Here is a 21732-nt window from a genome sequence, read left to right as displayed (position 1 = left end):
TGCTGTGGCAAGGGTGGCATTATCTGCCTGAGCGTAAGCCGGTTTTGCGAAGAGGGCTGAAATAATAACCAAAAAGGCACTTATTTTGAACCAAAGATTTTGCATTTAAAAACTTAGCTGTTAGTTTTGCATCGCAATTCAGGGAAACGCCCTTGTATATGCAAGTTAATAAAAAGATTCTGTAGCTCAGCTGGTAGAGCAATACACTTTTAATGTATGGGTCCTGGGTTCGAATCCCAGCGGGATCACCAAAACGAAAAAGCCTTTTCAGTGCGAGAAGGCTTTTTCATTCACACTTGCTGCCACCAGGCAAGCGTGAGAAAGGGAAATTAATTTTGGTTTTTAAAAATTAAGCGCCTATTTTTGCACTCCCATACAAAGGGAATTTAACTGATTCTGTAGCTCAGCTGGTAGAGCAATACACTTTTAATGTATGGGTCCTGGGTTCGAATCCCAGCGGGATCACACCAATCAATAGTAAGAACAAGAAAGGCTGTTTACGCAAGGTAGACAGCCTTTCTTGTTCTTACTATATATAGCTGCAACATGCATTTCTCTTTCCCTTCAGCTTCAGATGGCTACTGATTCATCTGTCAGGAATTTGTACGGCAAAACCGCCGCATTTTACGTCTAAATCAGCCATTATGCGTATGCTATGCAATCAAGACGGCATCAACAATGCTCCGCACAGATTGAATGAAGCAGATAGAGAGGGTTTTAGTAATTGATGATGACGAGATCAGCATCTTCTTGACGAAGCGTGTGCTTAAAAAGACGGGCATCGGCAACGCGATCCTAACCGCGCCAAACGGGCGGGAGGGGCTTCGTCTTTTCAAGGGCGCAGTAGAGAAAGGGCAGCCTCCGCAACTGGTGCTGTTGGATATAAAAATGCCCGTGATGGACGGCTTCGCTTTCCTGGAGGAGTTGGGGAAACTCGAAACTGTGGATTTAAGCGAAACCAGGATTGTCCTGCTCAGCAGTTCCCATAATCTCTGGGAGATGGAAAGGGCTAAAAAGTATCGTGTAGTGTCGTTTCTGCACAAGCCCCTGGAAAAAGACGAGTTGCTGCGCATCCTAGGGTGATGCATGAGCGCTATTCTTTGGGTATTTTTATATAGGAAGAAGTGCCGACCCCCTCTTCACTCTCAAACGTGATCTCTTCGTTATGTAACTCCACGATGGTTTTGATGATGGACATGCCAAGCCCTGTGGTTTTCTCGCCTCTTAAGCCCGCTCTCCGGGCTACGGTGAACCTATCGAACAGGTAGGGCTGCACGTTTGCTGGTATACCGATGCCGTTGTCAGCCACCGTCAGCAGGACATGTGCCTCCTCTTCTTCCACCGATACCGTAATGTACCCGTTGTCTTGGGTGAATTTAATTGCGTTTGAAACAAGGTTGTTCATCACCTGCAGGATTTTCATGGCATCCACGTTCAGGAAGATGGGCTTGTCGGGTGGCATTGACTTCCTTGGGCGTGAAACTGTTAAGAAGGTGCTTGGACCAGAAGTGCGGAAAATCAGTTCTTCAACCAGTCCCCATTAAAATAAAAAGACATATAAAAGGATTTATACAGGATGTTCCCAAAGCGGCTATGCTTCTACTTTATATAGCGCCTCAAAAAGCTTGTGTTTGTAGGTAGGGTATTCCTTCAGGACAGCAACCAGCGCAAACAGGGCCCCACCGATCAGCAAAGGATAGAGCAGGTACAGCAGCGGGTGAATGCGGGGCAGAAACAGCATGCTGAACAGGGCTATCGAAATGAAACTGTAGAGGTAAGACGTCTTGGCGCTGAAGCTGAAAATACCGCCTTTCACCGCCTTCGGGCTGACGATAGAGGCGATGATGCCGATCGGGGTCAGCAGAAGGATGGCGGCAATGTACATCAGCACAATAAACAAGGCGCTTTCGTGGTTAAAGAAGGTGACATATAAAAAGGTCAGAACGGCATCCATCAGCAGGGGCACGCGCAGCGGCATCAGGCTCGCCTTGATAAAGTCCTTGTAACTGCCGCTACTGCGCTCGATCGTGAGCCACAGGTTGCGGTAAAAGCCCCACACGTTGTTGAATACATAAGAAAACACGACAAGCGGCCCAACAAACATCCATAGCGAGAGGATCTGGTCAAAGATATGCTCCCCTTTTCTCATATACGCGGTGGCGTCCAGTGCCAATATAATGGCTTTGAAAACCAACCCGAAAAGGAGCATTTGCTTGGCCAACTGGTGGTTTTTGAAGAGGCGCCAGCTCAGGCTGCGCCGGGCGGTGCTGCTGTAACTCACTACCTTGCGGCGCGGTTCGTTGGCGGCACGCTCTAAAAAATAATTGGCTGTGATGAAGAACCCCAGCGCGGCCATGTGCACCACCAGCAGCAGCCACTCACTGCTGGGCCGGAACATGGGCACGCGCGCCTGCAGCGCCACAAATGAAGCGGCCATTACTGCCGCCATATAGAAATAGCTGTGGTGCCAGCGCACTTTCCGCTCTACAAACACCTGTAGGGTGCGTAGGGTGACGTGTGCCGTCAGAAGCACCAGCACGCTTTGCAGCAAATGCGCGAGCGTATACTCGGGGGCCATCAGGAACAGCAGGAAAAGGAAATTAAGGACGATAAAGTAAAACGGCGAGACCAGTTCCACAATAAGCTCCGTCCAGAATTTTTGCAGCGGCCGGATCGGGTAGATGCGTTGTATTACTTCGGCTTTTGGTACGTAGGCCGGGAAAAACCCTTTGAGGATAATGACCGCCAGCAGCAGGAGGTTCGCATATTCCAGCACCTGGCCTGGGCTCTGGGTAATGGTGCCGCCGTCATGCGCCAGTTTCAACAGGTAAGAAAACAGCCAGCTATATACCCCCGCCAGCACAATGCCCACCGCCAGCAGCAGTACCCGCAGTTCCTTCTTCTGGCGGAAAAAACCGGCCACCCTTGCACGGCAGGAGAAAATCAATACATCCATATAGGTTAGCTAAGAGTTATAAGTTATGAATTAGGAGTTAATCTGTAAATGAGGTTTTATCTCTTAACTTTAAACTTTTCACTAAGTAAGCATCCAATCCATATTCGTCTCGGCGTTGTGGTGCGGCAGCAGCAACTGGAACAGCGCCTGGTCGATGAGATTGGCGCCGTTCATGGTAAACTCCTGCACCGACCCGTTGTACATCAGCTGCCCGTCGTTCAGCACACCAATATGCGTGGCCACTTTCTCCACGTAGTTCAGGTCGTGCGATGAGATCAGGATCACACGGTTTGCGTTGCGGTAGCTGCGGATCAGGTTTACCAGCAACTGGGCGGCTATCGGGTCAAGGCCCGTGAAGGGCTCGTCCAGGATGAGCGCCTGCGGCTTGTGCAGAATGGCAGCGGCAATGCCCACCTTCTTCTTCATGCCCGTAGAGTATCCGGCAATGTTCTTATGGAGTGATTCCCTGTCTGTGAAGAAGTAGTTGGTTAGGCTGGCAATGCGCTGTGCGGCCTCTTCTGGAGCAAGGCGGTAGAGCCTGGACACGAAATTAAGATACTCCAGACCGGTGAACTCCTCGATGAGCGGATTATCCTCGCAAAGGGCACCCAGGTTTTGCTTCACCGCGATCGGGTCCAGCATATAGGTTTTGTCAAAAAGGGAGATGGTGCCCGCATCAGGCTGAATCAGATCCAGAATGCAATTGAGGAAAGTGCTCTTGCCCACCCCGTTTTTCCCCAGCAGGCAGTAACACTGGCCGGTGTCTATGGTTACATCAAGGTCTTTCAGTACATGCTTTTTTCCAAATGCCTTTGATAATCCGCTTATCTCTATGCTCATATGCTTATGGTGCGAGTTGTCTGCTCAAAATCCATGTGCCGGCCCTGCAGTGCTGCACGGGTATAAATTTAAGCATAAAGCAATTATTGTCCTACAACGGGAGGAGCAGGTTCTTGTAATGTTTATACTTGTAGCTATACTAAGCCGGACCAGTTTCTGTATAATATAGAACACGGTTGCGGCTATAAAGTTCGCCGGCGGATATATTTCGCTTATGATAGGAATTAAGGGCCAAATTTTCAGAAAGGACGTTGCAAATGTCCATGCGGCTGTTTACTTTTGCAACCACAATTAGCCTGCGCACGTGGTGAAACTGGTAGACACGCCATCTTGAGGGGGTGGTGCCTTCGGGTGTGGGAGTTCGAATCTCCCCGCGCGCACTTCATAAGAACTGAATCCTCATCAGTTAAAAGCAAAAAGCAGCGCGCGCTGCTTTTTGCTTTTATATCCCGCCCATTCAAGCTGTTTGATTTATCTGAACAATTTTGTGCCTCTTCCAGATGTGAAAACAACAGGCGCTTTCTAAAGCAGGTATAGAGACGCACAAAATAAAAAGCTACCGGTTTTTCTCGAATGGGTTTTCCGGTTTCACCAGCAGCACCTTCTCCCGCTCCACCACCACAGCGCCGGGAGCGGAGCCTTTTGGTTTGCGCACCCATTTTTTGGGGGTATATAGAACCGGGCACAGCGAGTCGTTTTTGCGCTTGCTGTAGTATGCGGCCAGTTGTGCCGCTTTCTCCAGGACCGTGGCAGGCACGGCTTTGCCCGCCTGGTGCTTGATGACCACGTGGGAGCCGGACACATCTTTGGCGTGCAGCCATATATCCTCTTTGTAGGTATGGCGCTGCGTCAGTTCATCGTTGTTCTTCGCGCTCTTGCCCACCAGTATCCGGAAGCCCTCCGCCTCGAACAACCGGAAAGGGATTTCCTGCTGCTCCTGCTGTTTGGTGGACAGCAGGTGGCTGTAATCGCGCAAAAAGCTCTTGAGTTGCCGGTATTCCTGCACGTCAGCCAGCGCCTGCAGGGCATCCTCCAGCACGATCAGCTCCTCCAGTTTCCGCTCGGTCTTTTCCTCCAGTTGCTTTACCTCCACATGCTGGTTTTTCGCTTTGCGGTACAGCCGCTCGGCCATCTTCTGCGGCGTCTCACTCTGCTTCAGTTTATAAACGCGCTGCTGGTCGGTGTAAAAATCATATAGCTCCACCTCGGTGGCGCGTGGCGGAATGTTCGTCAGGTTGGCCATGATCACGTCGGCTGTCTGGGCATAGGAGCGGTCGTGGCGCAGTTCCTGCAGCTTCTGCTCCGACTGCTCCAATACGGTGTGGGTTATATGCCGCTTGCGCTCCAACTGTTGCTTTGCCTGTGCATACTGCCGCTCATAGCCGGTTTCAGATAGATAGAGCCGGGTGTAGGCATCAAGCGCCTCCACCGGGCCGGGGTATATATGCAGCACCTCGCCGACTTGAAGCAGCGAGAGGCGCAGCTTCCCCGCCAACCGGATGATATAATACTGCGTTGGAGCCTCCAGCAGTTCCAGCATCTCCTGCACCAACTCCCACTGCTGTGCCAGCGGTTGCTGGCTGTAGTTCCGTTCGTGGAGGTAGGCCGCCGGCAAGTCGCCGAAGGTGGGATAGAGGCTGCGCAGGTTTCCCTGGGCGGCGGCAAACGCGTCGAAGTGCTGCGGCAGCGGGCGGTCCATCTCCAGCGGGTTCAGTTCGGCGTCTGCGCTGAACTTGTTGTGGAACAGCTCCAGCGGGAGGCCATCCCGGTATAAAATAAGGTTAGACCTGTTGCCGAACAGCTTAAAGAGCAGGATATAACCGCCTGTAAACTTCAGATAAAAGCTGCGTTCGTTCAGGTGCTGCACCACGTCCTCTACCGTTTGGCCCTGCAGGGCCTGCAGCAGCTCCACCGTGTTGGCACGCGCCCTCCTGAACCCGGTGGGGAAGGAAAGGGAGGAGAAGTGGGAGGTAAGCAGGGCGCGTATGTAAAATTCCTCTTTCGCTTTGGCGAAACCCAGGATCAGCTCGTCCTTGTTTTGGCTGAAGGCCGTAACCGCCTCCATGCCCTGCAGCACGGGGCGCAGCGCCTGCGTCAGTTGTTTTAAAAAATAGTAGTTCTGGTGCACTTATAGTTCTAACTGCAGGCCGTCGTAGCCTAACCGTATAAAATCCGGGAGTTGCGGCTCCACCTCGCGGTGCTGCCCCAGCAGATGGCTGATGTGGGTCAGGTATGCCTGCTCCGGCTGAAGCTCCTCCAATAGGTTTACGGCCTCCTGCAGCGAGAAGTGGGAGATATGCGGCTCCTGGCGCAGCGCGTTCAGCACCACCACCTTCGAGCCCTTCACCTTCTCTTTTTCCGCTTCGGAAATAAAATTGGCGTCGGTGATATAGGTGAAGTCGCCGACGCGGTAGCCGAACACAGGCAGCTTATAATGCATCACCCGGATGGGCGTGAAGGACACGCCCTCCACCTCGAAAGGCTCGTTCCGGACCGTGTGCAGCTGCACCTGCGGGATGCCGGGGTATTTGTAGTCAGCGAAGATGTAGGAGAACTCTTTCTTTAACTGTTCCAGCACGCGCTCCTCGGCGTATATGGGCATGTCTTTGTGCTGCGAGAAATTATAGGCGCGGATGTCGTCGAGGCCGGCGGTGTGGTCTTTGTGCTCGTGCGTGAACACCAGCGCATCCAGCGTTTTAATGCGCTCGCGCAGAACCTGCTGCCGGAAATCAGGGCCCGTGTCAATGATGATGCTCTTGCCATCCACCTGCAGGTGCACCGACACGCGGAGGCGCTTGTCGCGGTAGTCAACAGAGCGGCAGACCTCGCAGGTGCACCCGATAACGGGTACTCCCTGCGAGGTGCCGGTGCCTAGTAAAGTTATTCTCAAGTGGCGTTTTCCTGGTTGCGAATCTCGTGGTAAAGCCGCCTGTTCTTGTCGCTGAGCCTGCTTTCGTCTACTGCAATGGTGCGGAGGATATCGTAGAGGCAGTTAATCTTGCCTTCCAGGCTGTAGTACTTGTTCACTACGGCCACCTTCATATCCTTCAGCAGGCAGTAACCCGCCTTAAAATTCCCTTTTTCGTAGCGCAGCACAAAATCAGACTCCGCAAAGATGTCCTCCAGCTTGCTCAAGAATGGCCGCGTGTACTTTAACTCCATTTACGATGCTGTGTACTTTTTCACTGTGAGCACCAACGCATCGAAGTCCAGCGGCTTGGGCAGGTAATCGTTGATGCCGGCCTCCTTGAAGTCTTCCATGCTGTAGTTGTTGGCGTTGCCCGTCACCGCGATAATCGGAATGCTGGCGATCTCCTTATTCTCGTGCGCACGGATTTCCCGGGTGCAGTCCATCCCGTTCTTCACGGGTATGTTCAGGTCCATCAGAATTGCATCGATCTTGTTGTTTTCCACCTGCTTGATCACCTCGCCGCCGTTTTTGGCAGTCAGGATCCTGTATTTCTGGAGTTCCAGGATTTTCTTTGTCAGGTTGAGGATAACGGAGCTATCCTCAGCGATCAAAATAGTTTTGCTTTCAGCCATGTGCTAACAGAGTATAATTTCTTTATATGATTTCCTATAGTTTTCGTACTGAGACTGCAATTTGGAGAAATTTTTATCTACATGCTCCAAATCGTTTTCTTTAATATCATGCTCCAGTTGTTTGGCCAGTTCTGCGAGCGAAATGATGCCGAGCGTGAACCCGGTGCCCTTTAGCTGATGCAATGTACTCAATATAGACATGTAATGTTGGGCCTCCAAATCTTTTTTGACCTCTTCTATCAGAAGGGCCGCTTCTTCCTCGAACTCAATGTAAAGTTGTATCACAAAGTCAGCCCCCCCGATCTGCTTGAGCTGTTCCACCACCTCCAGATCAATGATAGGGCTGGTTTTGGCTTGCTCTTCCTGCGGTGCGCTTAGCGCTGGCATGCCCGCCGGAAGGGCGTGGTTGTAGCGCTGCTGCTGCTCCCACTTTACGATAACGGTGTGCAGGTCCACGCTCTTCACCGGCTTCGACACATAGTCGTCCAGTCCCTGGCTCATGAACTTCTCTGCGTCGTCCTTCATGGAGTACGCCGTCATGGCCACAATAGGGGGGCAGTTGTCCACCAGGCGCTCTTTGATGATATTGGTCGCCGTCACACCGTCCATCTCGGGCATTTGGATGTCCATAAAAACCATGTTGTACCTGTTGGTGGTGGCCAGTTCGATGGCCTCGTACCCATTGGAGGCAATGTCGGTGATGCAGCCAAGCCGTTCCAGCAGCTTCTGCGCCACCTTTTGGTTGATCTGGTTGTCGTCCACGAGCAGCACGTAGGGGTGGTTCTGCAAGGCCTCCATCTCGTTGTTGTGCTGCTGCTGCCGCTGCTGTTGCTCGGCCACCTCCGCTGGGCTTGCCTCGCGCACCAGGATGTTGAACCAGAACACGCTGCCCACGTCACCATCAGACTCCACGCCGATGTCGCCGCCCAGCAAATGCGTCAGTTGCCGGGATATTGCAAGCCCCAGGCCTGTGCCCCCGAACGTTTTCGTGGAGGAGTTATCCAGCTGCGTGAAATCGTTGAAGAGCAGTTGCTGGTCTTCCTGCGAAATACCTATGCCCGAGTCTTTCACGCGCACATGCAGCCGTATGTTTTCTCCGTCGGTGTTTTCGGCATCCACGTGGATGCTCACCCTGCCCGCATTCGTGAACTTGATGGCGTTGGAGGTGAGGTTAGACAGGATCTGCAACAGGCGCGTTTCGTCGGTATATATATGGCGCGGCGTGTTGGGCGAAATGGAGTAGGTAAATGTCAGGTCTTTTTGCTGTGCCCGGTTCACGAAAAGCGAATGGATCTTGTCCAGCGTCTCGTACAGGTCCACGCCGGTTTCATGCAGCACCAGCTTGCCGGCCTGTATCTTGCTCAGGTCCAGAATGTCGTTCAGGATGGCCAGCAGCGCGTCCGACGATTTGCGAAGAGTGTCTATATACTCGCTCTGCTCCGGGTCGGTGGTAATCTGGTGCAGCAGGTCGATCATACCGATAATACCGTTCATCGGGGTGCGCAGCTCGTGGCTCATATTGGCCAGGAACTGTGTTTTCACCTTCAGCAGGTTCTCGGCCTCTTCTTTCGCCTTCAGCAGCGCTTTCTGCGTCCGCTTCAGCTCCGACACGTCGCGGGCAACCCCTTCCATGGCGATTGCCTTCCCTTCGGGGTTATAGACTAGGCGGGAGTCTATGATAACGGTTTTGTGCACGCCCTGCTTGGTCACCATCTCCACCTCAATATCCCGCACGCTTTGTTCCTGGACCACGCGCCTGCGCAGCATTTCCACGTCCCCGGGGTGGGCGTAGAAGCGGCCGATGTTTTGCCCGAGCACCTCTTCTTCCCGGTACCCGATCAGCTGCGCTACCGACGGGCTCACCAGCTTCAGGTCGCCCTCCATGGTGATGCGGTAGTACACATCCTGGAAAGACTCGAATATGCTGCGGAACTTCTCCTCGCTTTGCGCCAGTTCCAGCTGCGATCTTTTTTTGTCTGTAATGTCCAGGCCCATGCCCGATACCTCCTCGAACGTCCCGTCCTCGAGGTAAATAGGGCTCAGGTAGACTTCGCGCCAGATGCCGCTTTCCTGCGCATACAGCTCAAAGTGCTGCGGGTGCCCGTTAAAGGCCTGCTTGTACTTTTCTTCCCAGAAGGTATAGGAATTTTCGTGCACCTCCACAATGCTGCTGTCGTCAATGCGCATGAAGGTTTTGAGCGGCCGGCCGCTGCGCCGCTCGAAGCTGGATGCAAAGTTGCGGTTAAAGGAGGTGAGCTCGTAGTTGCGGTTGAGCGACCACATATGGTGGGTGCCGCTTTCGAAAATGGCGTTTAACCGGGCGTTCTGGTTGTTGATCTGCTCCTCGTTCCGCTTCCGTTCAATCGCCAGGGCGACCTGGTTCGAAATAAAGTGCAGGATTTCTATGTCGGTGTGCACGTAGGCATCCGGGTTCTGGTAGTCCTGCAGCGTGATCACGCCAATGATGCGGTCGCCGATGGCCAGCGGAGAGCAGAGCATCACCTCCGGAATGGCCCCGAACGGGCTGATCCCTTCCCGCTCCGCCAGTTCCATCAGGTCGTTTTTCTGCATATACAGCGGCTTGCCCGTCTCAATAATGTACTCCGACAGCCCCACCGAGAAAGGCCGGCGCATGTTCGTTTTGTTGGCCTTGTCTATGAACTGGTCCACCAGGTAAACGAAGTTCAGGTGCTTGGGCTCCCCGTCTACAAGCGCTATATAGATGTTGCGTGTCTCTATGATCTTGCTCAGCTCCCGGTGAATGGCCGAGTAAAGCGAATTAAGGTCTTTGCTGCTGATGGCCAGGTTGGCAATGCTGTAATACACCTTCTGCAGCCGCTCCGCCTTTATACGGTCCGTGATGTCGTGCAGGATGGCGCGTGTGGCCACCGGCTGTCCGTCCTGCAGGCTGCAGGTGATACTGCCGATCAGGTGCACGGGTTTCCCCGCCTTTGTCAGGAAAACGGTCTCCATCTTGTTCACATTCTCGCCCTTGTATAGGTTGCGCAGCTGGTAGATGAGCTTCGCCTTGTAGTAAGGGTGCACAATGTCGTTCAGGGTCAGGGTTTCAATGTCCTGGTCGTTATAGCCGAGGCGGTCTTTCCACGCCTTGTTCACAAAGATGAACTTGTTGTCGATCGAGGTGTTCTGGATGAGGTCATGGGCGTTGTCGAACAGGTCCTGCAGGCGGATCTTGTTGTCCTTCAGGGCCTCCATCGCGATGCGCTTGTCCGTCATGTCCTTGCCCACGCCCGTGACGCCTGTCACTTCGCCTTCGGTGTTGTGGTCAAACATCGCGTTCCAGCGCAGGGTTTTCAGCTGTCCCGACTTAGTGAGGACATCGCGCTCGTAGTACGCGCTCAGTTCGCCGGACTCCAGCGCCTTATGGAAATCGAGCTTCCGCTGCTCCCGTTCCGGCTCCGGCACCAGCAGATCAAAGTAGTTCTGCCCGATGAGCTCTTCCCGCGTATACTCCACGTACTTCAGAAAAAAGTTGTTGGAGTGGGTGATGGTGCCTTGCGTGTCGAGGCTGTAGTAAATCAGGTTCACTTTATCGAGGAAGCTGCGGAACTGGTCCATCGACTCGCGCAGCACCTCTTCACGCCGTCTCGCCAACTGCGCTTGTTTGCGTTGGGTTATATCGCGTTTGAAGGCCTGTATATAGGCCTCCCCATCAATGATCAGGCGGTTTATGTTGATCTCCACATCAAACAGAGTTCCGTCTTTGCGGCGGTTCTTCCACTCAAAGGTGATCGACTTCCCGGTTTCCAGCACCTCCCGCATCAGGCGCTCAGCCTTAGCGGTTGAGTTGGTGCCATCCGGTTGCAGCTCAGGCGAGAACTCGGTAGGGCTGTGGCCGATCAGCTCTTCGCGCGTGCAACGGAAAAACTCAATGGCCTTCTCATTGCATTCCACCACCTTGCCATCTTTGAAAAGCAGGATGGCATCGTAGGAAGACTCAAACAGCAGCCTGTACTTGTCTTCTGAAAGGCGAAGCTGCTGCTGCAACTGGTGCCGGGCGATATAACTGCCGATGGTGGTGCCAATAAAGTCGAGCAGCGCCACAAAAGAGCGGTTCAGGCGGATATCGCCGCCGTGTTGCCAAAGCATCAGCAGGGCGATTACCTCCTTCTCCGTTGTAACAGGCACGAGGGTGAGCTTGCGGTGCAGCAGCGGTTGCAGCTGTTCCTGGAGCTGCACAAGCGCGCTACGCTTTTCCCGGGTGGGCAGCAGTGCCATGAGTTCCTGATCCAGGACCAGTTCTTCCGGCGTGTGTTGCTCCACTATATGGCCGGCGGTATATGAAAGGCTTGCTTTGCCTTCAGCGGGCAGGCAGGTATATACGCAGCCACCTGTCATGTCGCTTTTGTCCAGCAGCTCGTCCAGCGTGAACTGCAGCACTTCGTATTGGCTGTCGGAGGTAGAGATGTTGGTGATCAGCTGATTGACGAACTCCAGTTGATGGTTTCGGAAACGCACGTCCTGCTCCGACCCGATCATTTCGTTCAGGTTCCTGGCTGACCCGTAGATGACATCCCGGCCCGAGAAGGCGCCTTTCCGGAGGATGATCTCCACTGGGAGCAGGTCATCGTGGCCGTTCCCCTGAAGCCACCACTCAAACTTCTGCTTTTCCCCCTGCAAGGCCTTTTTTATCTGCTTTTTCAATGAAACGCGTTCAAAAAGGTTCAGGCCGAAGCTTCGGTAGATGGAGTGGCCCACCAGAGCTTCTTTCTGCTGCTTCATGAGGGCGAGGGCGCTCTGGTTTATATCCAGAAAGCAGCCTTCGGCATCGAGCAGGAAAAGGGGCTCTGTGCTGTCGTCGAACACATGGTGGTAGCCGGCATCCTGCGCTGGCTCTAGAGCGGTCGGCATGCCGGCTTCTGACAACTCCAGCACCATAAAAACCTCCTCCTCGTAGTCGACCAGGCGGCAGTTGAAGGTATGAGCTATCTTTGATAGGACGCCGTCATGCTTTAGCGTTCCCGAGGCACTACGGTGCTGATGCAGCGTAGCCATCAAACTTTCGTATTCCTCCTGCGACAGGCGCAGCAGTTCCTGTACAGAACCAAGTCCCGACGTGTCAGAACCTGCTTCCGTGAAATTGGCTGCCTGTGCGTTTGCAGCCAGCAGCTTTCCGCTGATAGCAGCAACAGCCACGCCATGGAATGGCTTGGAAAGTTGTACCAGCACCTGCAGCAGGGCATCGGCAAGTTTGGTAAGCGGGGCGTTAATTTCCCGGTTCGGCGTAAACGGCATCGTATTCTTAAAGCTAAGTAAACTATGCTGCGGGTTTATGGCAGCGGCAACGGCTTCTAGGGTCAGTATATAAATTTAGCCTTAAATTAGCAAATAAAAGCGTCTCTCTCTATCCTTGTACTATTTAATCGTGCCGCACAAGAAGGCAATTGTGTTTTACCATTAATTAACTGGCGATAGCAGTTATATATAAATTGGCTATTTGCGGCTACTACTGCCTTAAACCATTCGCATAGCGCAACCGTTCACTGGGAGCTATGAAATTATTTATATATAGCCTACGGCTTTCTATCTAGCCCCGGGCTTTAGGCGATATTTTATAGATGGTGCTATATATAGCTTTAATAGAAGTGCAGCACAGAGAGCAGGGGGGCGAGCTACAGGAAAATTGAAGAACAACCATGGCGACAAAGAAACAAAAGCACCTGGTGGTGGTGGCGGGGCCAACAGCGGTGGGCAAGACAGACCTAAGCGTGCGGTTGGCCAGGCACTTCCGCACCGCGATTATCTCCGCCGACTCCCGTCAGTTCTTCAGGGAGATGACCATTGGCACAGCCAAGCCCACAGAAGAGGAGCAGCAGGGTGTTCCGCATTATTTCATCAACTCGCACAGCATCACAGAAGAATACAACGCCGGGGCCTATGAGCAGGATGTGCTGTTGCTGTTGCAGCGGCTTTTCGGGGAGAAGGATGTCGTGCTGATGACGGGCGGCTCCGGACTCTATATACGGGCGGTGTGCGAGGGCATGGATGAGATGCCGGAAACGGACATGGAACTGCGGGAAGACCTTACCCGCCAATACGAAGCGGAGGGACTCCGGCCGCTGCTGGAGAGACTGCAGCAACTGGACCACGTCTATTTTGCCCAGGTAGACAAAGCCAACCCGCAGCGGGTGATCCGGGCGTTGGAAGTGAGTGTCTCAAGCGGCATGCCGTACTCTTCGTTCCGGAAAAGTGAGCGGCAGGAGCGGCCTTTTAACATTATCAAGATAGGCCTCACCCGCGACCGGCACGAGCTTTACCAGCGCATCGACCAGCGCATGGACCAGATGCTGGAGCAGGGACTGCAAGAGGAGGCCTCCCGGTTATACCCAAACCGTGCCCATAACGCGCTGCAGACGGTTGGCTATAAAGAGATTTTCGATTATATAGAAGGTGCCTATGGCTGGGAGGAAGCTGTGCGCCTGCTGAAGCGCAACAGCCGGCGCTATGCCAAGCGGCAGCTGACGTGGTTTAACAAGAACCCCGGGGAGTATACGTGGTTCCATCCCCGGCAGTGGGAGGAAATCGTGGCTTTTATAAAAGAGCGTGTGCATTAACGTGTTGTGTGAATGTCTGTCATACTATCTCCACAGCGAGCCATTGCCATATATAAACCTGCATTTGCTATATAAATCAGAAAGGATACCCGATAGCAATGTTCAGCACCATGCTATTTTCCCCGCTGAAGCTGCCCTTAAAGTCCCGCAGCACGTTCCGCTCGCCTTCTGGCAGGGAAGGCACCTGCACCGGTATTCCTATGTCCAGGCGCAGCACGAAGAACTCCACATCCACCCGCAGGCCGAAACCGGTGCCCACGGCCAGGTCGTTCAGGAAATTTTTGGAGTCGAACACGCCGCCCTCCCTTAAAATCTCGCCATTGTCGTCAAACTCCTCCTTGAAAGACCAGATATTGCCCGCATCCACAAACACCGCCCCTTTGAAAAAGCCGAAGATCGGGAAACGGTACTCGATGTTACCGAGCAGTCTGATGTCACCGGTCTGGTCGAAATAGGAAAAGGTTGTCTCCTCGGGGGGGGCGTAAGTGCCGGGGCCCACGCTGCGGGCCCTGAAAGCACGGATGCTGTTTGGCCCGCCAACCGAGAACTGCTTGACATAAGGCAGAGAGACAGAGTTGCCGTAGGCATAGCCGGCGCCTGCCACAAGGCGCGTCACCAGTTGGCTTTCCTTCCCGAAGTTCAGGTAGTGGCGGAAGTCGTTGTCAAGCAACACGTATTGCGAAAACCGGTTTCCAATGATGGTCCGGGGCTCCTCGTCCGTTGGCGGGGGGAAACCAGTAACTGACTGAATGCCGTTCAGCAGGTTCCCCGACAGGTCAAGGATCACCTTATCGAAGAATTGGTTCGTTCTGTCTTCGTATACCTGGGTGCTGTAGGTAAGCTGATAGATGGAGCCGATGATAAACTGGTTTTCAAAACTGCGCTGCAGGTACGGGTTCTGAACCAGGTACCTGTCAAAAGCCTCTGTGGTATTGCTTAGCTGCACATACTGCAGGTTAATCGGGGTTGCGTCAAGTGTCACCGTCTGCGTGGGGCGCCAGTTGTAGCCATACGTGGCGCTGTAGGAGTTCATTTGGAAGAAGCCTACCCGGTTCAGGAAGCTGAACCCGGCCCCGATGCGCGTTTGAGGCGCAAACTCCGTGCGAAGATTCCGAAGCTTGAACGGCGACATAATCCGCGGGATGCTCAGCGATGCCTTGGCGCTCAGTTCGTACGATGTCAGGTTGGCGTTTCCTTCCTGCTCCACGCCCTCCGGCACTTCCCCCGACCCTCTGCCCCCGACGTAGGACTCGAAAGTGCCGGAGAACTCCACGTTCAGTAGCTCGGACCCTTTAAACGCATTTTTGTTCTGAAACGAGACATTGATGCCCGGGCCGGTAAATCCATTCGACTTGCTGACCATCTGCGCCTCTGCCCGGAGCGTTTTCTTCAGGGCGGGTGTCAGGTATATAAATGCGTCCAGCGAATTATCCTCCACGGTGTCCACCTTGTACTCGATGTTCACAAATTTGTAGGCAGAGTACGCTGCCAGGCGCTTGGTGGTAAGCAGGTGCTCCTCGCGTGTATAAAGGCTGTCCTGCTCAAGAAACACGCCCCGCAGCAGGTGCTTCGCGCGCACGTAGTTCTCGTTCGGGATGTAGTGATAGCCTTGAAAGTCAATCGTGTCTCGCGTGGCCAGGCTGTCGCCGACGGAGTAATTCGCGAAAATAAAGATATCATCCAACGTGTAAGGCTGAAGCGCTTTGGCAGAGGCGATATTCTTTACACGTAGCAGCACATCCACTTTCCGGTCACCCACTGTGGTGTCGGCGCTGTATATCAGCAGGTCGGGGCTGAAGAAGTAGTAGCCCTCGTTTTTGAGTTTGCCGTCCACCCGAACGCGCTCAGCGCTCAGCGTCTCCAGGTCGTAAGGGTCTCCGGTCTTCAGCAGCGACTCTGCCCTGGTCTGCTCAAGGTCGCGGTGCACAGGCAGGGAGTCATGCAAGGTATATTCTATTTTGCGGATGCGGTATGGCTCCCCGATATTGGCCGTCCAGTCTATGGTGGCTTTTTTGCCTTTTATGGTCGCCGTGCTGCCCACGGTGTTGTTGAAATACCCCCTGTTGTGCAGTCGGTTGCTCATAATCTGGCTGATGCTGGCTGTGTCCACCTCCGAAAAGAGAACAGGCGGCTCTCCCAGCTTCGTCATGATCCAGTGTTTCAGGCCCTTTTCCTTTTCTGTGTAGAAAGCGTTATATATGGCCAGCTTGGGGCGCAGGCCAAGTATGGAGGCATTTGGCTGTGGACGCACCGTTGCGCTCAACTCTGCCTCCATGTCGGAGGCCCGTTTGCTGCTGTCGTTCTCGCCTTTTACCTTCACATCGTAGCCCCAGAACAATGCCTTCCCCTCGGGTACCACCTTTGTGACGCTGCAACCTGAGGAGAGCACGAGCAGTAGCAGTAGTATATAGATGCCCTTAGGGCGTAACACGGGTTTTGTGATTAACATAAATTATTGCTCTATCCCCTCTTCTTTAAGTTCCTGTTCTTCTTTTTTGATTTCCTTTTGCTCCTCCCTCGTTATCTGCGCCTCCTCCAGCTTGCGTTCTTCCTGCTTTCTCTGTACTGCCTCGATACTGCGGAACAGGTCAGCGAAATCATCATACTCGCGCACATAGATCAGGGACACGCCGGTGGCACGTACATCGCCCCCCTCCAGCACACCCTCGTATTGGCTGCGCTGGAAGCCACGCACGCGCAGGCGTCCATCCTCCGTGATGGAATACTCCACCGAAACGTCGCCGCCAAAGCCGCTCATGGTTTGGTCAGACTGGTTGCCTCCTTCCAGGCCAATGTCAGTGCCCACCCGCACGGTGAGCCGGTCGTCGAGGAACTGCTGCTTCAGGGCCACATTCAGGTCCGTACGGCCCTGTGCTGAGCCGGAGGAGTAGTCCTGGTAGGAGTCCACGCCAAGCTCGAGGCCCAGCCCCCCGGCATAGCGGTTCGTAAGCTGGTTGAGCTGATCCGTCAGGGCGCCGCTTAAGCTGTTGCGGGCGGTTGACTCAAAGCCGCCGCCGGAGCTGGCCAGTGGGTCCGGTGCCAGGAAGCGGTTCAGTACCAGGAGAGCGAATACCTGCTTGTTCAGCGCCGACTCGTCCTGACGAAGGTTGCCGAGGCTCGAGATCACCTGCTCCGGCACTTCTCCCTGTTCCTCCTCCGGCAGTTGTATGTCAAAGCTGATCTCCGGTGTCAGCAGGTCGCCCCGCACGTACACCAGCACCTCAAACTCCACCTGGTTCTGCAGGGCAGGGTCCTCCACCCCGGCGGCCTGTGAGGCCACCAGTTCGCGAGGGGCGGTCTCCACGGTATATATGGCTGTGATGTCCATGGTGGCCTGCAGCGGGTCGCCCAGCCAATTGATGTAGCTGCCCTCCGCTATGTCCAGCTCCCGGGAGGCCAGGTCGTAGAAATCCATGCTGTACCGCCCTTCGGTGATCGTGTAGCGGCCTGTCATGTTGATTTCTCCGCTGGGCCGCATGCCAATGAACAGCGGATCTGCGGTGCCTCTCACTGTCAGCTGGTCGCCGGTGATGGGGTCTATCACGATGGTGATGGGAGTGGCGTCCGTCACCGTGATCTCGGCCTCTACCTCAGCGCCGACAAAACCCGTGATGACCTCCGCTGAGTCTTGCTCCTGCTCCCGGAGAATGCTGTCCAGAGCAGGGCTTAGGTTGACGAACTCGACAATCCCGTCCCGTTCGGCCGCCCCCACCGATTCAGCCGGTATCACTGTGGTGAAGTTGGATCCGTCCAATACCCGGACATTCACCTGCACGACGGGTATGGCCATGTTTCCGGTGATGGTGGCGTCTGCGCCCACGTACAGCGTGCCGTAAAACAACTCGTTGTTAGCGGCGGTCGAGTTCAGGGCAAGGAACCTGTCAGTCTCCACCCCCAGGTCAAACTGAAAGTCGGTATAGGTTTGCGTCTCGATCATGCCGTTCACCACCAGGTCGTTCCCAAGGGAGTCGGTAACGGTAAAGTCAGGGAACCTTATTCCCTGTTCATTAAACACCAGGCGCTCATTCTCCAGGGTAAACAGGGAACCGAACATGGTAAGGTTAAATTGTGCTTTGTTAAAGTTAAGCTCCCCCAGAATGGAAGGCTTCTCCACGGTGCCCGTGATGCGGAGCTTGCCGTTCGCGGTGCCATCCAGTTGCTCCACCATGCCTGCCGTGAACCCAGCAAGGGAGCCAATGTTCAGGTTGGCCACATTGGCATCGAGGTTCAGGAGGGTGGCGTTCGGTTGCGTTTCCACAAAGCCGTTCACCAGCACCTGGTTCCCGTTGTCGGTAAGCCTGGCGTCGATGTTGTAGCGGTTTGCCCCGGCGCTGCTGGCATCGAGGGCCAGGTCTCCTACCGGTACTCCCTCATAGGTGAAGTCTGTCACCGTCAGGTCGGAGGTGAAGGAGAGGTTGTCGCCCATGATATCGTTCAGGGTCGCCTCCCCGTTGATGATTCCGGCGATCAGGCTGTCCTGCGATTCCTGCACGGTGCGCATCAGGTATCCGATGCTCAGGTTATCGAATGAAACATTCAATGGCGCTCCGGGCGCAACCGGTCCGGTGCTGTTCAGCGCGATGGCCTGGTCGTTGTGCTGCAGCCTGATGTTGTTTGCATATAGCAGGTTGGTGTCGAACTGCAGGTAATTGTCCTGCGGCACGTCCCAGTCATCACCGTTGATCACCAGCTGGTCAGGGTTAATGGAGAAGCGGTAGCCGGTGCCCAGGCTGTTCAGAACGCCGCCAAAAACAAAACGGGCAGCCTCGGTGGTATCGCCGGCAATTGCCAGCTTCACGGCCAACTCGTCATCACGGGCGGCACCCTCGATACTGATATTTTGCGCGTTCAGGGAAGGCGATAGCAGCTGCTGCAGCCTTACGTCATATGCCAGCCGCTCTTTGTTGCCCCTGACCTGTAGGTTGAGGTTCTGCAGGGTGTAGTCCGTGTAAACGATCTTGCTGATCTGCCCGTCTACCCGCAGTTGCTGTGTCTCGCCATCATAGGTGGCTGTGATCGGGGTGGCTGGCTGCAGTTGCTCCAGGCCCGGTACAAAGGCCTTGATCAGCTCGGTGTCTTTCAGGTCCACGGTGGCTGTAAAATCCTCGAGGTTCAGGTTGGCAGGGTAAGGTGGATCAGGCTGCAGGTCGATGTAATTCGAGAAATGTTTTTGCAGCGCCGTTGGCAGGGTAGCAAGCGAGTTCTTGAATTTCATGTCCGCATCCGCTATATCCGACTGCAGCAAGATCTCGGCCCTCTCGCCCTCCTGCTCCAGCGTCATGCGGAGGGTATCGATCGGGTAGATCTTGTCGTTGTAGTTGATCACCAGCTCATCGCCTGCCAGCTGGCCGCTGATAGAGGCGGCATCGGCACCGGTGAACGTTCCCTTTAGCTGCCCCTGCACTGCCAGTGGCTCCGGGTAGAAATTAAGGGCCTGCAGGTCTGCCTTTTCCAGCGCCAGGTTAAAGTCATAGGAGGGCTGCAGGGTATCGCGCAGGTTAAAATCGCCGGTCAGGTCGAAGGCCAGGTTCTGGTCTTCGGCGGTGGCCTTCACTGAATAGAGGCTGCGGTCGATGTGCGCTGCAAGGTCGATGTCGTTGTAGGTGTAGTCGTTGTAGTCAAAGCGCTGCACCGACGCCTTCACGTTGGCGCGCATGGTTTCAGGCGTCAGCCCTGTGCCGCTTGCCTCGGCTACCAGCGCCACCTTCCCCAGGCCCAGGCTGTCGTCGGTAAAGAGCTGCCCCAGGTCAAAGCCACCGGAGCGAACGGTGGCTGAAAATCTTTCGTTTGCCCCCATGTCCACAACTGCCGCCACGTTACCGAAGGAGCTCCGCAAATCCGCTTTGGCATCGAACGCTGTCAGGGTGCCCCGGTAGTTTCCCTCCATGCTTAGCTGGCCTGGCAGCCTGAAGTCGGGGGGGATAGTGCCGGGAGGAGTGAGGGCGAGTATATCTGTGCGGGTGGTGGCAAAGCGGTCGATATTCAGGTCGAGGTACAGGTTGTCAGGATCCATGGCGTTCCGCACCACGCCGCTCACATCCACATAGGTGTCTTTCAGGCCCTCCAGTTGCAGGTTGCTGATGCGCACGTTGTCCAGCTGCCCCTCTGCCGCAGCTTCCACTTTTATGGTAGCGTTGGCAATGCTTTTAAAGGAGGGGTTATCAGCCATATCAGGCATGAAGTACAGTACATCTTTCATGCCGACATAGCTGTTGTTGATATCCAGGTTAAGGCCCACCTGCGACGGGTTCTCTGTGATCGCATCCAGGGAAGGATACGTCATGGTGAGGTCATTCTGTAGCTGGCTGTTTCCTGTTTTCAGGTCCAGGTTCGTCAGGCTGGCGCTGGTGGAGTCTAAAACGATGTTGGCGTTGAAGTTATTTATCTCGAACCCGCTTTGCTCCTGCAGGGTGAGCTGATTCAGGTCTACCCGTATACGGTTCAGACTATATAGTATATCCTCGGCATCCAGCACAATGTCCGAGAAAAGCAGGTGGTCGTAGTCCATGCCGGCTGGTTGCTCCGGGGCATTGAAGTTATTGAACAGCACATCGAGGTTTGCCACGTCCAGTTCTCCGAGTGTGACCACCCAGTTCATCGGCTGTCCGGAAGTCTCCTCCACAGACTGATCCATATTCTCGGCTATCCTGGCGGGGTTCACAGCCAGGGAATCCACCGGCTTGTATTTCTCCTGTATATACTTCACGTCGGTGTCGCGCAGCATAAAGCTTTCCAGGTCTATCTGCGCACCCTTCAGGTCGATGTTGTCGGCTACCATTTCAGACGCTCCAAGGGCTAGCTCAATGCGCTGGTCAGCGGGCCGGCTGAGGTAACTGACCCGGATGTTCTCCAGGGCCACGCGGTTCAGGCCAAAGTCCATTTCAAGCGGTTCGGGGGCGGCGGTGTCCGGCGGCGGTAGTTTCGTCTGCTCGTATTTTACCCATGTGTTGGCCAGTTCTATCTCATCCACCAGGTAGCGCTGCTCCTCCAGGTTCAGCTCCTCCATGGTTGTGGTCAGGTCGCCCACGCGTGTTTTGATGAAGTTTCCCCCGGCCTCATCCCGGAACACCACATACACGTTGTCGAGGTTGATGGTCCCGAGCGTGATTTCCATCGGCGCGGCCGTTGTGTCAGCGGGTTGGGCGGCTACCGCGGAGGTGTCGGTGGCGAAGGCCTCCATGATATAGTCAAAGTTGGTGGTGCTGTCCTCACGGATGTGCAGTTTCAGCGTGGCGTTGTCGAGGTCTACCTTGCTGATGTTAACCACTCCTTTTAGCAGCGAGAAGATCGCCATATCAACGCCCAGGCGCTCGGAATACCAGAGCGTGTCCTGCTGCTGATCCTCCACGTACACCTCCTTCAGCACGATGGTGTTGCGCCAGTCGGTTGTAAAACCGCCGATGTCTACCCGGGTGCCCAGGGTGTTTTCCAGGTAGTTCTCCCCTTGTGTGGCAAGGTAGTTCTGCACTGCCTGAAATTGCAGCGCGATGATGATGAGTATAAGCAGCCCTACTATAACGGCAAGAGGCCATAGTATTATTTTTAGGGCGATTTTCCCGATATGTTTGGCAGAAGCGATAGAATTGCAATATTAGTTCGCTCTGCTTTTACGGAAATACCTTGAGATGGATAGCTGTTATATAACTTTAATGTGGGAACAGGGCAGAAAAAACAATTTGCCTGGCCAGGAGCAGGGTCCAAGAGGAGGGGGAAAGGTGTATTTTATACTCCTGGGCTTAACGCCACAGAAGTATAAAATCAATGGCCGGGGAGGCCGTAAAATAAGTTATTTTATATATGGTAAAGTGTGAAAACCGG

General features: G+C 54.4%; 12 protein-coding genes and 3 tRNA genes. 5 read left to right on the top strand and 10 right to left on the bottom strand.

Features of this window, described 5'->3' with window-relative positions:
• The first annotated feature begins 175 nt into the window (after positions 1–175).
• The 3 genes from ABD920_RS03665 to ABD920_RS03655 all read left to right on the top strand — a co-directional run bounded on the left by ABD920_RS03665 (position 176) and on the right by ABD920_RS03655 (position 1083).
• Positions 176–251: transfer RNA gene (locus tag ABD920_RS03665), tRNA-Lys, on the top strand.
• 141 nt (positions 252–392) lie between these two features.
• Positions 393–465, top strand: a tRNA-Lys gene (locus ABD920_RS03660).
• Positions 466–696: 231 nt separating this feature from the next.
• Positions 697–1083 carry a response regulator gene (locus ABD920_RS03655; RefSeq protein WP_345156836.1) on the top strand — a complete coding sequence of 129 codons (387 nt, stop codon included), beginning with the start codon at positions 697–699 and terminating at the stop codon, positions 1081–1083.
• A gap of 10 nt (positions 1084–1093) precedes the next feature.
• Here ABD920_RS03655 and ABD920_RS03650 read toward each other — a convergent pair whose 3' ends face one another.
• The 3 genes from ABD920_RS03650 to ABD920_RS03640 all read right to left on the bottom strand — a co-directional run bounded on the left by ABD920_RS03650 (position 1094) and on the right by ABD920_RS03640 (position 3796).
• Positions 1094–1462 (bottom strand): sensor histidine kinase, encoded by a 369-nt coding sequence (locus ABD920_RS03650; protein ID WP_345156834.1) that lies wholly within the window; start codon positions 1460–1462, stop codon positions 1094–1096.
• A 129-nt stretch (positions 1463–1591) separates the two neighbouring features.
• Complete coding sequence (locus ABD920_RS03645; RefSeq protein ID WP_345156832.1) at positions 1592–2956, bottom strand: hypothetical protein; 1365 nt, start codon at positions 2954–2956, stop codon at positions 1592–1594.
• 81 nt (positions 2957–3037) lie between these two features.
• On the bottom strand, positions 3038–3796 hold the full coding sequence (locus ABD920_RS03640; RefSeq protein WP_345156830.1) for an ABC transporter ATP-binding protein: 759 nt from the start codon (positions 3794–3796) through the stop codon (positions 3038–3040).
• Positions 3797–4094: 298 nt separating this feature from the next.
• Here ABD920_RS03640 and ABD920_RS03635 point away from each other — a divergent pair.
• Positions 4095–4176 (top strand) — tRNA-Leu (locus ABD920_RS03635).
• A gap of 176 nt (positions 4177–4352) precedes the next feature.
• On the opposite strand, the gene ABD920_RS03630 is transcribed toward ABD920_RS03635, so the two are convergent.
• Genes ABD920_RS03630 through ABD920_RS03610 form a run of 5 tightly spaced genes read right to left on the bottom strand, consistent with a single transcriptional unit; the run spans position 4353 to position 12595 of the window.
• Positions 4353–5924: an NFACT RNA binding domain-containing protein gene (locus tag ABD920_RS03630; protein ID WP_345156828.1), complete on the bottom strand. Its 1572-nt coding sequence runs from the start codon at positions 5922–5924 to the stop codon at positions 4353–4355.
• A complete protein-coding gene (locus ABD920_RS03625) occupies positions 5925–6686 on the bottom strand; it encodes an MBL fold metallo-hydrolase (protein ID WP_345156826.1) in 762 nt (253 codons plus the stop codon). It abuts the gene before it with no gap.
• Complete coding sequence (locus ABD920_RS03620; protein ID WP_345156825.1) at positions 6683–6958, bottom strand: hypothetical protein; 276 nt, start codon at positions 6956–6958, stop codon at positions 6683–6685. The genes ABD920_RS03625 and ABD920_RS03620 overlap by 4 nt, the downstream gene beginning before the upstream one ends.
• Positions 6959–7339 carry a response regulator gene (locus ABD920_RS03615; protein WP_345156824.1) on the bottom strand — a complete coding sequence of 127 codons (381 nt, stop codon included), beginning with the start codon at positions 7337–7339 and terminating at the stop codon, positions 6959–6961. It lies immediately after the preceding gene.
• A gap of 3 nt (positions 7340–7342) precedes the next feature.
• Positions 7343–12595 (bottom strand): PAS domain S-box protein, encoded by a 5253-nt coding sequence (locus tag ABD920_RS03610; protein WP_345156823.1) that lies wholly within the window; start codon positions 12593–12595, stop codon positions 7343–7345.
• Between the two features lie 401 nt (positions 12596–12996).
• Here ABD920_RS03610 and miaA point away from each other — a divergent pair, with 401 nt between their 5' ends.
• Complete coding sequence (gene miaA, locus ABD920_RS03605) at positions 12997–13914, top strand: tRNA (adenosine(37)-N6)-dimethylallyltransferase MiaA (RefSeq protein ID WP_345156822.1); 918 nt, start codon at positions 12997–12999, stop codon at positions 13912–13914.
• 76 nt (positions 13915–13990) lie between these two features.
• Here the strand turns inward: miaA and tamL are convergent, their stop codons facing one another.
• Positions 13991–16345, bottom strand: coding sequence for a translocation and assembly module lipoprotein TamL (gene tamL / locus ABD920_RS03600; RefSeq protein ID WP_345156821.1), 2355 nt, complete (start codon positions 16343–16345; stop codon positions 13991–13993).
• A gap of 21 nt (positions 16346–16366) precedes the next feature.
• On the bottom strand, positions 16367–21466 hold the full coding sequence (locus tag ABD920_RS03595) for a translocation/assembly module TamB domain-containing protein (protein ID WP_486357927.1): 5100 nt from the start codon (positions 21464–21466) through the stop codon (positions 16367–16369).
• Between the last annotated feature and the right edge of the window lie 266 nt (positions 21467–21732).

It is taken from the genome of Pontibacter saemangeumensis, assembly GCF_039541895.1.
In the GTDB taxonomy this organism is placed as follows: Bacteria; Bacteroidota; Bacteroidia; order Cytophagales; family Hymenobacteraceae; genus Pontibacter; species Pontibacter saemangeumensis.
The sequence above is the reverse complement of the archived record's forward strand: the minus strand, read 5'-3'. Positions and strand labels throughout refer to the sequence as shown.